The sequence below is a fragment of the Streptococcus pyogenes genome, assembly GCF_002055535.1.
Lineage (GTDB): Bacteria > Bacillota > Bacilli > Lactobacillales > Streptococcaceae > Streptococcus > Streptococcus pyogenes.
Map to the genome: position 1 here is coordinate 916,308 of NZ_LN831034.1, position 13,066 is coordinate 929,373.

Annotated in this window: 12 protein-coding genes, 1 pseudogene and 1 riboswitch; of the genes and pseudogenes, 10 read left to right on the forward strand and 3 right to left on the reverse strand. The window is 37.8% G+C overall.

Annotation, left to right across the window (positions count from 1 at the left end; all coding sequences use genetic code 11):
- Window positions 1–111: 111 nt before the first annotated feature.
- Window positions 112–690: a CYTH domain-containing protein gene (locus B6D67_RS04925; protein WP_002984698.1), complete on the reverse strand. Its 579-nt coding sequence runs from the start codon at window positions 688–690 to the stop codon at window positions 112–114.
- An 87-nt stretch (window positions 691–777) separates the two neighbouring features.
- Here B6D67_RS04925 and B6D67_RS04930 point away from each other — a divergent pair, with 87 nt between their 5' ends.
- The 5 genes and pseudogenes from B6D67_RS04930 to B6D67_RS04950 all read left to right on the forward strand — a co-directional run bounded on the left by B6D67_RS04930 (window position 778) and on the right by B6D67_RS04950 (window position 5,060).
- The gene (locus tag B6D67_RS04930) at window positions 778–1,449 is read left to right on the forward strand and encodes a GTP pyrophosphokinase (protein WP_002984696.1); all 672 of its coding nucleotides are present in this window, start codon (window positions 778–780) and stop codon (window positions 1,447–1,449) included.
- Window positions 1,424–2,260, forward strand: a complete 837-nt coding sequence (locus B6D67_RS04935; RefSeq protein WP_002993124.1) for an NAD kinase — start codon at window positions 1,424–1,426, stop codon at window positions 2,258–2,260. Before B6D67_RS04930 ends, B6D67_RS04935 begins: the two co-directional genes overlap by 26 nt.
- A complete protein-coding gene (locus B6D67_RS04940; protein ID WP_010922295.1) occupies window positions 2,257–3,162 on the forward strand; it encodes an RluA family pseudouridine synthase in 906 nt (301 codons plus the stop codon). Before B6D67_RS04935 ends, B6D67_RS04940 begins: the two co-directional genes overlap by 4 nt.
- A 3-nt stretch (window positions 3,163–3,165) precedes the next feature.
- Window positions 3,166–4,161, forward strand: coding sequence for a phosphate acetyltransferase (gene pta, locus B6D67_RS04945; RefSeq protein ID WP_010922296.1), 996 nt, complete (start codon window positions 3,166–3,168; stop codon window positions 4,159–4,161).
- Window positions 4,162–4,287: 126 nt separating this feature from the next.
- Window positions 4,288–5,060 (forward strand): annotated as a pseudogene (locus B6D67_RS04950) (SDR family NAD(P)-dependent oxidoreductase).
- Window positions 5,061–5,253: 193 nt separating this feature from the next.
- On the opposite strand, the gene B6D67_RS04955 reads toward B6D67_RS04950, so the two are convergent.
- Window positions 5,254–5,943: a hypothetical protein gene (locus tag B6D67_RS04955; RefSeq protein WP_002984687.1), complete on the reverse strand. Its 690-nt coding sequence runs from the start codon at window positions 5,941–5,943 to the stop codon at window positions 5,254–5,256.
- Window positions 5,944–6,362: 419 nt separating this feature from the next.
- On the opposite strand from B6D67_RS04955, the gene B6D67_RS04960 reads away from it, so the two are divergent.
- From B6D67_RS04960 to B6D67_RS04980, 5 genes are all read left to right on the forward strand, one after another.
- A complete protein-coding gene (locus B6D67_RS04960) occupies window positions 6,363–7,091 on the forward strand; it encodes an ABC transporter ATP-binding protein (RefSeq protein ID WP_010922297.1) in 729 nt (242 codons plus the stop codon).
- A complete protein-coding gene (locus B6D67_RS04965) occupies window positions 7,084–8,610 on the forward strand; it encodes an ABC transporter permease/substrate-binding protein (RefSeq protein ID WP_002989810.1) in 1,527 nt (508 codons plus the stop codon). Before B6D67_RS04960 ends, B6D67_RS04965 begins: the two co-directional genes overlap by 8 nt.
- A gap of 277 nt (window positions 8,611–8,887) precedes the next feature.
- Window positions 8,888–9,871: a GMP reductase gene (gene guaC / locus B6D67_RS04970; RefSeq protein WP_010922299.1), complete on the forward strand. Its 984-nt coding sequence runs from the start codon at window positions 8,888–8,890 to the stop codon at window positions 9,869–9,871.
- A 122-nt stretch (window positions 9,872–9,993) separates the two neighbouring features.
- A riboswitch (purine riboswitch) is annotated at window positions 9,994–10,089 on the forward strand.
- A gap of 86 nt (window positions 10,090–10,175) precedes the next feature.
- On the forward strand, window positions 10,176–10,757 hold the full coding sequence (locus B6D67_RS04975; protein WP_002984677.1) for a xanthine phosphoribosyltransferase: 582 nt from the start codon (window positions 10,176–10,178) through the stop codon (window positions 10,755–10,757).
- Window positions 10,757–12,040 (forward strand): nucleobase:cation symporter-2 family protein, encoded by a 1,284-nt coding sequence (locus tag B6D67_RS04980; protein WP_002984674.1) that lies wholly within the window; start codon window positions 10,757–10,759, stop codon window positions 12,038–12,040. The genes B6D67_RS04975 and B6D67_RS04980 overlap by 1 nt, the downstream gene beginning before the upstream one ends.
- 63 nt (window positions 12,041–12,103) lie before the next feature.
- Here the strand turns inward: B6D67_RS04980 and B6D67_RS04985 are convergent, their stop codons facing one another.
- Entirely contained in the window at window positions 12,104–13,042 is a 939-nt protein-coding gene (locus tag B6D67_RS04985) for an FAD:protein FMN transferase (protein ID WP_010922301.1), read from the reverse strand.
- Between the last annotated feature and the right edge of the window lie 24 nt (window positions 13,043–13,066).

Here is a 13,066-nt window from a genome sequence, read left to right on the forward strand (position 1 = left end):
AATTGGGTAAACTGTTTTATTAATGAGTCACATTACCCAAAAGTGTTTAATTGACATCCCTATTTTAACAGAAAAACAGAAAAATTTCAGTTTTTCTGTCGCTTTTAGCCATTATTTATCGTTGAACTTTTTTAAGGTATTAATACACCGAGCTACTTTGCTTTTAGCATATTTGAAAGTAATGTGATGTTCAGATAAAAAAGAATCAAAATCAATCTTTCCTTGAAGAGCGTCACTTACTTCTAATTCTAATTCATAGTCTTTGGTATTGGCATATAGGTTATAGTCTAAGGCCAATTTACCTATCGGTATCACTGTCTCGCGACGAACGGTAGTTAAATTGCCAAAAGTTACCAGTGCAGATGGTTTGATACCTTTTGAAATAATAATATCAAGAGCAGTTGATTCAGGAAGATTCCCATGTTTAATCATATCTTTTGCTTGTTCAAGAAAAAGAGGGACATTGTACTCACGATTCCCCACTTTTTCTGGCACTTTTAGGGTTAATTCGGCGCTATTTACAAATGTTCGAATACGTAATGACATTTTGTTAGCTTTTAAATCAAATGCTTTTGTATCAATATAGTAATTAGTTTGTGTAACAGGCGTCACATGTTTCATTTGAGATAAAAGACGGTTATACTCATTTTTTGTAAGTAGAGTTTTATATTCGATTTCTAGGTTAGTCATGGGAAATTCCTTTTAATTTGTGCTATAATAAATTGTTATTTCAATTTTATATTATTATCCTGGCTTTGACAAGAAAGGAGACAATAGATGACCTTAGATTGGGAAGAATTTTTAGATCCTTATATCCAAACAGTTGGTGAATTAAAAATAAAACTACGGGGTATTCGCAAGCAATATCGTAAGCAAAATCGTTATTCTCCGATTGAATTTGTTACGGGACGTGTTAAGTCAATTGAAAGTATTAAAGAAAAAATGATTTTACGTGGTGTTATTGAAGAAAATATAGCACAAGATATTCAAGATATTGCTGGACTACGTATTATGGTTCAGTTTGTTGATGATGTGGAAGAAGTCTTAGCTCTATTGCGTCAACGACAAGACATGACAATTGTTTATGAACGAGATTATATTCGCAATATGAAGTCCAGTGGCTACAGGTCTTATCATGTGGTGGTTGAGTACCCTGTTGACACCATTGAAGGTCAAAAAAAGGTCTTAGCGGAGATTCAGATTCGTACTTTGGCAATGAACTTTTGGGCGACCATTGAGCATTCTTTAAATTATAAATATGGTGGAGACTTCCCAGAAGAAATTAAAAAGCGTCTTGAAGTGACTGCTAAAATTGCTTTAGAATTAGACGAAGAAATGCGTAAGATTCGAGAAGATATTCGGGAGGCTCAATTATTGTTTGACCCCGTGACACGAAATTTAAGTGATGGTGTAGGAAATAGTGATGACACAGATGAATTATACAGGTAAGGTAAAACGAGTTGCTATTATTGCAAATGGTAAGTACCAAAGTAAACGCGTCGCCTCCAAACTTTTCTCCGTATTTAAAGATGATCCTGATTTCTATCTTTCAAAGAAAAATCCGGATATTGTGATTTCTATTGGCGGAGATGGGATGCTCTTATCTGCCTTTCACATGTATGAAAAAGAATTAGATAAGGTACGTTTTGTAGGAATCCACACCGGTCATCTTGGCTTTTATACCGATTATAGGGATTTTGAAGTTGATAAATTAATTGATAATTTAAGAAAAGACAAGGGAGAACAAATCTCTTATCCGATTTTAAAAGTTGCTATTACTTTAGATGATGGTCGTGTGGTTAAAGCGCGTGCTTTGAATGAAGCGACGGTTAAGCGTATTGAAAAAACGATGGTAGCAGATGTTATTATTAACCATGTCAAATTTGAAAGCTTCCGAGGTGATGGGATTTCAGTATCGACCCCGACAGGGAGCACAGCCTACAATAAATCTTTAGGTGGTGCTGTCTTGCATCCGACGATTGAAGCGCTGCAATTGACGGAAATTTCCAGTCTTAATAACCGTGTCTTTAGAACCTTGGGCTCATCAATCATTATTCCCAAAAAAGATAAGATTGAGTTAGTGCCAAAACGATTAGGAATTTATACCATTTCCATTGATAATAAAACCTATCAGTTAAAAAATGTGACGAAGGTGGAGTATTTTATCGACGATGAGAAAATTCATTTTGTTTCCTCTCCGAGTCATACGAGCTTTTGGGAAAGGGTCAAGGATGCCTTTATTGGAGAGATTGACTCATGAGATTTGAATTTGTAGCAGACAAACGAATAAAAGTAAAAACCCTTTTAAAAAGTTATGATGTCTCTAAAGGACTATTGGCTAAAATCAAATATAAGGGCGGTAATATATTAGTGAATGGTATTGAACAAAATGCCATTTATTTATTGCAAGTGGGAGATGTTGTCACCATTGACATTCCAAACGAAGAGCCCTTTGAAAAGCTTGAAGCCATCCCTTTTGATTTGGATATTGTTCACGAGGATGATCATTTTTTGGTGATTAATAAACCCATTGGCTTTGCCAGTATTCCAAGTGCCATCCACTCCAATACCATTGCTAACTTTATCAAGGCATATTATGTGGACAATCATTACCTAGACCAACAAGTGCATATCGTGACTCGTTTAGACAGAGATACGAGTGGCTTGATGTTATTTGCTAAGCATGGTTATGCTCATGCAAGGTTGGACAAGCAACTCCAAACTCGCTCAATAGAGAAACGTTATTTTGCTCTGGTTTCTGGAAATGGGATGTTGCCAGATGAAGGAGATATTATTGCTCCAATTGGGCGTTCAAAAGATAGTATTATTACCAGGGCAGTTGACCCTATGGGCAAATATGCCAAGACTAGCTATAAGGTTGTGGCGCGCTATTCAGAAAATGTGCATTTAGTGGATATCAAATTGCATACAGGACGTACCCATCAAATCAGAGTTCATTTTGCCCATATTGGTTTTCCACTTTTAGGGGATGACCTTTACGGAGGTCGTTTGGACTTAGGAATAACAAGGCAAGCTTTACATTGTCATTATTTGAATTTCAAAGATCCATTTACAGAAAGTGATTGTAGCTATGCAATACACTTGACAGATGACTTTGATAGCGTTATCATAGGTTTACAGAAAAAAGATAGAGGTTATTAAAGAATGAGTATTCGTAGTTTATTCGGTGGTTTAAGAGAAAAAATTCTTGGTAAAAACATGAAGATTGTTTTCCCAGAAGGTAATGATGAGCGCGTCGTCCGTGCAGCTGCTCGTTTGAAATTTGAAGGACTCTTAGAACCGATTATCCTTGGACAGTCAGAAGAGGTACGCAACCTTTTGACAAAATTAGGTTTCGCTGATCAAGACTATACTATCATTAATCCAAATGAATATGCGGATTTTGACAAAATGAAAGAAGCTTTTGTTGAGGTCCGTAAAGGAAAAGCAACGCTTGAAGATGCAGATAAAATGCTTCGTGATGTTAATTACTTTGGTGTTATGTTGGTTAAAATGGGATTAGCAGATGGAATGGTATCAGGGGCTATTCATTCAACAGCTGACACTGTTCGTCCAGCTCTTCAAATCATCAAAACTAAACCAGGTATCTCAAGAACTTCAGGTGTCTTCTTGATGAACCGCGAAAATACGAGCGAGCGTTACGTGTTTGCTGATTGTGCTATCAATATTGACCCAACAGCACAAGAATTGGCAGAAATCGCTGTTAACACAGCTGAAACAGCTAAAATCTTTGATATTGATCCTAAAATTGCTATGTTAAGCTTCTCAACAAAAGGTTCTGGTAAAGCGCCTCAAGTTGATAAGGTAAGAGAAGCAACAGAAATTGCTACAGGGTTGAACCCTGATTTGGCACTTGATGGCGAGTTGCAATTTGATGCAGCCTTTGTTCCTGAAACAGCGGCTATCAAAGCACCAGATTCAGCGGTTGCTGGTCAAGCTAATACTTTCGTTTTCCCTGACTTGCAGTCTGGAAATATTGGTTACAAAATTGCACAACGTTTAGGAATGTTTGATGCTATTGGACCAATCTTACAAGGATTGAACAAACCTGTTAATGATTTATCTCGTGGCTCAAGCGCTGAAGATATTTACAAACTAGCCATTATTACAGCAGCACAAGCTATTGAAAGCCAAGGGTAACTCAAGACCCCTTGATATAGGATTCTAACTGCTAAGTGATGTGTTAGAATTTGTCCTAAGACTAATTGACATTATTAAAAACGAGTTGGCCAGACCATCTCGTTTTTTTTGAAGGTGAGGAAATGTATGGGAAATATTGCCTTAGTAACAGGGGCTTCAGCCGGTTTTGGCAGAGCCATTGTCGAACACTTAATTGCAGATGGGATAAAGGTTATTGGTGCTTCTCGTCGTCTTGAGAAACTCAAGGCCTTAGAAACGAGCTTTGGGTCGGACAACTTTTACCCTTTGCAGATGGATGTCACAGATACCAAAGCGATTGATGATGCTTTGACAAGTCTACCAAATCAGTGGCAAGATATTACTATTTTAGTGAATAATGCAGGCTTGGCATTAGGACTTGATAAGGCTTATGAAGCCGATTTTGAGAATTGGATGACGATGATTAATACCAATATTGTTGGGTTGATTTATCTCACACGTCAATTATTACCACATATGGTCTCCAAAGATGATGGTATTATTATTAATTTAGGGTCAACCGCAGGGACAATTCCCTATCCGGGAGCTAATATTTATGGGGCTAGCAAGGCTTTTGTTAAGCAGTTCTCACTCAATTTACGAGCTGATTTAGCAGGTAGCCATATACGTGTGACCAATATTGAACCCGGTCTATGTGAAGGGACAGAATTTTCAAAGGGACAGAATTTTCAAAGGTCCGCTTTAATGGTGATGAGGAACGGGTGAAGGCCATTTATCAAGGAGCACATGCCATTCAACCTCAAAATATTGCGTCGACCGTATCATGGGTGATTCATCAGCCCCCTCATGTTAATGTTAATCGTATTGAGCTGATGCCAGTGTCGCAAAGTTATGGACCGCAACCAGTTACTCGTGACTAGCAAGGGATGAGTCCATAAGAATAATAATCTTTAGAAAAATGGTTTACTGGGATGGCTTATTCTTTATAAGTGAGACTTACCGATTCAGTCATCAAAAAAAGCAGTCAAGAAGAAGGTTTTGAGGTCTTCAAGCGTTCATGATTGCTTCTTGTGCGTTGATGATTTAGGCTGAACTCCCTATTTAAAATCAAGTTTAGTGATCTAAAATGGAAGGGCCTGATGTGACATCGGACCAGCCAACAATGGCTTGTCCAGTTTCTTCTAAATACTGGTTTAATAACGGTTTAATGTCTTGAACGGTATCCAAAACTCCCACCAGCTGACCTTGAGGATTTTTAAGAGCTTGATAATGCTGCATGTAAATATGATCCAATGAACCCGAAGGAAGTAGGAAGGTTTTACAAGGGTTATCTGATAAACGCAATTCAGCAAGAATCCAATCTTCTATTTCTTTATCAGTAGTTGGCAAAAAACTTCCATTAAAAGCATGATTATCGACTATGATGTTTCCATTTGCATCAGATAACCTTGCTTGCAAAGGAAGGTACTGTAAAAAATGTCCATCAAATTTTTGGTAAAATCCAGTGAGGTATTGGCTTAACGATAAGACTGCTGTTGCTTGATCAAAGACACTTTCTGTCACTAAAAAGCCCTGACCATGTTGAGAAGTTTTGAAATAGAGTGTAGGCAAGTCAATGTCATGCTCATGGAAACTGAAAATTCCTTGGAAAGTCGACAATTGATTTGACTGAATGTTGGCTTTGCTAGTGAGAATAGTCACCTCAAAAAGGTGTGAGAAGTGGTGGGAAAGCTCTCTAATAAACGTCTCTTCAAGTTGGTTTTCAGGTGTTAAGAGCGCTAAAATGGAAATGGCATTTTTCATAATTGTATGATAGCTGTATTTTCTAGAAAAGACAATTAATCTGCTTATCTATCATCATAGGCAAGTCTAGGATTTTTGATAAGGTAATTTTGGAGAGATAGGCTGACCCAGTGACCTGTTTTTCTATAAGGGGGTAATAGTCTCATTATTTGACTTATAGTGGGAAACTTTTTATAATGGTCAACAACAAACGACAAGAAAATAATGAGAGAAAAAGTTTTTGAGAATTGGTAGTTTCTACCTTACTGAGGATACCTAAGAGTCCCTTTAATTAGTAGATGCGTTTGTCTAAAAATGGTAGGGCATGCAGTGATTCCTTGTAGTTACTCAGAACGTTTTGAGAAAAAATGACAGAGAGACAGGTTGAATGAACTCATCAGCTTTTATGCTGTTACTTTAACCAATGAATTGGAGAAATAATGATACGTTTTAATAATGTTTCTAAAACTTTTGGTCAGACAAAGGTTTTGCAAGAGCAGACCTTTCAAATTAATGATCGTGAATTTTTTGTGCTGGTTGGCCCCAGCGGATCGGGCAAGACCACACTTTTAAAAATGATTAATTGCCTTATTGAACCAAGCTCTGGAGATATTTTACTAAATAACGTCCCACAGACAGAGTTAGATTTACGTGAGATGAGGCTATCTATTGGATACGTATTGCAGCAAATTGCTCTGTTCCCCAATCTCACAGTAGCTGAAAATATTGCGATTATCCCTGAGATGAAGCAATGGTCAGCTGAAGAAATTAGACAAAAAACTGAAGAATTATTGGATAAGGTGGGCCTACCTGCTAAAGATTATCTTGATCGTTACCCAAGTGATTTATCGGGAGGTGAACAGCAACGTATTGGTATTGTACGTGCTATCATTTCTCATCCTAAAATTCTATTGATGGATGAACCATTTTCAGCCTTAGATCCTATTTCACGTAAACAATTGCAAGAGTTAATGTTGAGTCTTCACAAGGAATTTGACATGACGATTGTATTTGTGACACATGATATTGATGAGGCCATTAAATTAGGAGACCGCGTAGCTATTTTAAATGAGGGAGAAATTGTGCAACTGGATCGCCCAGAAATGATTAAGACCCACCCTGCTAATGCTTTTGTGGTCAATTTATTTGGAGGTGATGAGCATGCCTAGTTTGTTTGTAACTTTCCAAAACCGTTTTAATGAATGGCTGGCGGCTCTGGGGGAACACCTGCAAATTTCCCTTTTATCTCTTATGATCGCCTTGCTAATAGGTGTGCCTTTAGCAGCCCTTCTCAGTCGCAGCAAACGTTGGTCAGACATTATGTTACAGGTAACAGGTGTTTTTCAAACCATTCCCTCACTGGCTTTGCTTGGTCTTTTCATCCCTTTAATGGGAATTGGAACGTTGCCTGCAGTGACAGCTTTAGTTATCTATGCGATTTTTCCGATTTTACAAAACACCATCACAGGATTAAATGGTATTGACCCAAGTCTCGTGGAAGCAGGAATAGCTTTTGGGATGACCAAATGGGAGCGATTGAAAACATTTGAGATTCCAATTGCCATGCCTGTTATTATGTCAGGTGTGCGGACGTCAGCAGTCATGATTATCGGCACAGCTACTTTAGCTTCCTTGATAGGAGCCGGTGGACTTGGCTCTTTCATCTTATTAGGGATTGATCGTAATAATGCTAACCTGATTCTGATAGGGGCTATTTCTTCAGCTCTGCTAGCTATTATTTTCAATAGTTTGTTACAGTACCTTGAGAAAGCTTCCTTGCGACGGATTATGATTAGTTTTGGAATTACCTTACTTGCACTGCTAGCATCGTATACTCCTATGGCGCTTAGTCAGTTTTCAAAAGGAAAAGATACAGTGGTTATTGCCGGTAAATTGGGAGCAGAGCCCGATATTCTGATTAATCTCTATAAGGAATTAATTGAAGACCAATCAGATATAAGTGTTGAGTTGAAATCTAATTTTGGGAAAACTAGCTTCTTATATGAAGCCCTTAAATCTGGAGATATTGATATGTATCCTGAATTTACAGGAACCATAACATCAAGTCTTTTACGCGACAAACCACCTTTGTCTAATGACCCTAAGCAGGTCTATGAGGATGCTAAAAAAGGCATTGCTAAGCAAGATAAACTGACCCTTCTCAAGCCATTTGCTTACCAAAATACGTATGCTGTTGCTATGCCAGAAAAATTGGCTAAGGAATATCAGATTGAAACCATTTCTGATTTAAAAGCGCATGCTGATACTTTAAAGGCCGGTTTTACTTTGGAATTTAAGGACAGAGCAGATGGCTATAAGGGAATGCAATCTCAATATGGATTACAGCTATCTGTGGCGACGATGGAGCCAGCTCTTCGTTATCAAGCAATTCAATCAGGAGATATCCAAGTAACAGATGCTTACTCTACGGATGCTGAAATTACGAAATACCATTTGAAAGTTTTAAAGGATGATAAACAGTTGTTTCCACCTTATCAGGGAGCTCCTTTGATGAAAACTTCCTTATTAACAAAACATCCAGAATTAAAAGGCATTCTTAATCAATTAGCGGGAAAAATTACTGAAAAAGAGATGCAGGACATGAACTACGAGGTATCTGTTAAAGGAGCAGATGCTAATAAGGTCGCTCGAGATTATCTGTTGAAAACAGGCTTAATCCAGAAATAAACAGAAATGTTGGTCCGTAGGACTGGCATTTTTTCGTCTCTTAAGTTCAAGAAGTAACAATTCATAAACACAAAAACCGAACTTTAAAATTAAAAATAGCATATAAATTTGACAAAACATAAACAAATAAGTAATCTATAAAATGAAAGGTAAGTTTTTACCTAAAGATACCTCTAATCATCAGAGGTCATAGGAAGATTATTTTGTATAGAGGACTTAGAGAAGAAGGTGAGAACTAACTTGTTTTTCTTAATCTATGTTAAAAGAGGAGAAACTTATGTTTAATGACATCCCTGTATTTGATTATGAAGATATTCAACTGATTCCTAACAAGTGCATTATTACTAGTCGTTCACAAGCAGATACAAGTGTGACACTCGGAAAATACCAGTTCAAGCTACCAGTTATCCCAGCAAATATGCAAACCATTATTGATGAAACAATTGCTGAGCAGTTGGCAAAAGAGGGTTATTTTTATATTATGCATCGTTTTGATGAAGATAGCCGCAAACCTTTTATCAAACGCATGCATGAACAAGGCTTGATTGCATCAATCTCTGTTGGGGTTAAAGCTTGTGAATATGAATTTGTGACCTCTTTGAAAGAGGATGCTCCTGAGTTTATCACCATTGATATTGCTCATGGTCATGCTAACAGTGTTATTGATATGATTAAGCATATCAAGACTGAATTACCAGAAACATTTGTCATTGCTGGAAATGTTGGTACGCCAGAAGCTGTACGAGAACTCGAAAATGCAGGTGCTGATGCTACTAAAGTAGGCATCGGTCCAGGCAAAGTATGTATCACTAAAGTTAAAACCGGTTTCGGTACAGGTGGTTGGCAGCTAGCAGCACTGCGCTGGTGCGCAAAGGCAGCTCGTAAACCTATCATTGCTGATGGTGGGATTCGCACACATGGTGATATTGCTAAATCCATCCGCTTTGGAGCTAGTATGGTCATGATTGGATCGCTTTTTGCAGGACATTTTGAAAGTCCTGGAAAAACGGTAGAAGTGGATGGTGAAACGTTTAAAGAATATTATGGCTCGGCGTCAGAATATCAAAAAGGCGAGCATAAAAATGTAGAAGGCAAAAAAATCTTATTGCCTACAAAAGGTCACTTATCAGATACCCTGACCGAAATGCAACAGGATTTGCAATCGTCCATTTCTTACGCGGGTGGTAAAGATTTAGACAGTTTGCGTCATGTTGATTATGTTATCGTCAAAAATTCTATTTGGAATGGTGATTCCATTTAAATGATATGGAGTTAGCTAGGACCAGTAAAGAATTTTTTAGCTTAATGCTGGAGATGCTTTTATCATATCTCTGTAGGTATTGAAAAAAATAAGAAACATGGTAAAATAGTAAATTATTATAATGAATTCAATAATGACATACTTATTTATGCTGTGAATTGGCGCAGCGTCTCTACAAGACACCTTAATGTCTAACAATAAGTAAGCTTTTAGGCTTGCTTGGTTTTTAACCTTGCAAAGTGAGAAACTCTTATAGTTTCTGGCTTTGCGGCAGGCTTTTTCTATTTGAATCAAAAGGAGATTTATGCAGTTACTTGAAGAACGCATCTTAACAGATGGCAATATTCTAGGAGAGAATATTCTAAAGGTAGATAATTTTTTAACTCATCAAGTTGATTACCGGTTGATGAAAGCAATTGGTAAAGTGTTTGCTCAAAAATATGCTGAGGCTGGCATTACAAAAGTGGTTACAATCGAAGCTTCAGGTATTGCACCAGCCGTATACGCTGCAGAAGCAATGGATGTTCCTATGATTTTTGCGAAAAAACATAAAAACATTACCATGACAGAAGGCATTTTGACAGCAGAAGTTTATTCTTTCACTAAACAAGTGACGAGCACGGTGTCTATCGCTGGTAAATTCCTATCTAAAGAAGACAAGGTTTTGATTATTGATGACTTTTTAGCTAATGGTCAGGCAGCCAAAGGCTTGATTGAGATTATTGGTCAAGCAGGGGCACAAGTCGTCGGCGTTGGTATTGTGATTGAGAAATCTTTCCAAGATGGTCGTCGATTGATTGAAGATATGGGCATTGAAGTGACCTCATTAGCCCGTATTAAAAACTTTGAAAATGGTAATCTAAACTTCTTGGAGGCTGACGCATAATGACACATTCAACAAAGCAGGAACATTCTCACTCGCAATCAGCTGTCCTTGGCTTACAGCATGTGCTTTCGATGTATGCCGGATCTATTTTAGTACCAATTATGATCGCAGGTGCTTTAGGTTATTCCGCTAGAGAGTTGACCTACCTGATTTCGACAGATATTTTCATGTGTGGTGTGGCTACTTTCTTACAGTTAAAGTTAACCAAGCATACGGGAGTGGGATTACCAGTTGTTTTAGGATGTGCTTTTCAATCAGTGGCACCTCTATCCATTATTGGAGCGCAACAAGGTTCAGGTGCCATGTTTGGAGCCCTCATTGCGTCAGGAATTTATGTCATTTTAGTGGCAGGTATTTTTTCTAAGATTGCTCGTTTCTTCCCACCAATTGTTACAGGATCGGTCATTACCGTTATTGGCTTAAGTCTCGTAGGTGTTGCTATGGGGAATATGGGAGATAACGTCAAAGAGCCTACGGCACAAAGCATGATGTTATCATTGTTGACGATTGTCATTATTCTTTTAGTCCAAAAATTTACCAAAGGTTTTGTGAAATCCATTTCCATTTTGATTGGGCTTGTAGCGGGAACTTTGGTTTCAGCTATGATGGGATTAGTAGATACAACTCCTGTTGTAGAGGCTTCTTGGATTCATGTGCCAACCCCATTTTATTTTGGCATGCCAACTTTTGAAATCACTTCTATTGTGATGATGTGTATCATCGCAACGGTTTCTATGGTTGAATCAACAGGTGTCTACTTAGCGCTTTCAGATTTGACTAATGATCAATTAGATGAAAAACGTTTGCGCAATGGTTATCGCTCAGAAGGGATCGCAGTCTTTCTCGGTGGGTTATTTAACACCTTCCCTTACACTGGTTTTTCTCAAAACGTTGGACTTGTCCAAATCTCAGGTATTAAAACCCGTCGTCCGATTTACTACGCAGCAGGTATCCTTGTGGTCATTGGCCTACTCCCTAAATTTGGAGCAATGGCACAAATGATTCCAAGCCCAGTTCTTGGTGGAGCCATGCTTGTTCTCTTTGGTATGGTTGCTCTTCAAGGAATGCAAATGCTTAATCGTGTTGATTTCCAAAAGAACGAGTATAATTTTATTATTGCTGCCGTTTCCATCTCAGCAGGTTTAGGCTTTAATGGCACTAATCTTTTTGCCAGCTTACCAGAGACAGCTCAAATGTTCTTAACGAATGGTATTGTGATTGCCACTTTGACATCTGTTGTCTTAAATTTAGTTTTAAATGGCAAAGACAAACAAGATGAATAATTAAAAAACGGCTAATTGAGCCGTTTTTTCTGTGATCAGTTTTGAGCAAACCGTTAACCCCTTTTAATGATAGTATGGTTGAAAATAGTGTCTCAAACCATTTGACATAAGGACATGGTGCTTTCTTGTTACTAGAAGACCTTCAATATTATCAAAGGTATTTAAAAGTGTGATAATCATTGAGCTATCAAGACCAAATAAACGGGTAGTCCATATGTCACAATAAAAAGAAGAAGGAGCCATGATCGTTAAGCTAAGCATATCTGTTTCTATAGGGTAGCCTGTCTGACGATCTAAGATATGATGATACTGTTTCCCTTTGGATGTAAACTGCCTTTCATAAATTCCAGAAGTCACAACAGAGTGATTGTTAACCTTGATGACACCAAGATGTTGCCCACGTTTAGCATCTGGTTTTTGAATGCCAATTCGAAAAGTCTTGTCAGGGCTTTTCGGATTAGGTCCATGAACGCGTACATTTCCACCTAAATTAATAAGGGCAGAGTCAATACCATCTTCAATCAGGTAGGCCATAATCTTATCAGTAATATAACCTTTTGCTAAGGCTCCTAAGTCTAAAGCCATTCCTACTTGTTGTAAAAAGACAGTCTGTTTTTTGTCATCTATAAGAACCTGTCTAGGATCTGTTAGAGCTAACTGTTGTGAGATAAGGTTATGACTAGGCACTCTAGCATCTTCAAATCCAATTCGCCAGGCTTGAACAAGTGGCCCAATGGCGATATTAAGATTACTTGGTGTTGACAAGCTATGAGCTTTACCAATTTGGATTAGGTTAAATAAATCAGAGTGAACGCTGACGGGTTTAACACCAGCCGCCTGATTAATAGCCATCAATTCAGAGTTTGAATCATTAGCTGAAAAACGATTTTTGTAAGTATATAATAAGTCAATGACTCTACTTAGTTGTTGGCAAGCTTTGTCAGATTCGATCTGAATATCAATAACTGTTCCCATTAGCTTTAATTGTTGCGTAACAAACATAATTAGTCCTCTTTTTAGCAGAAT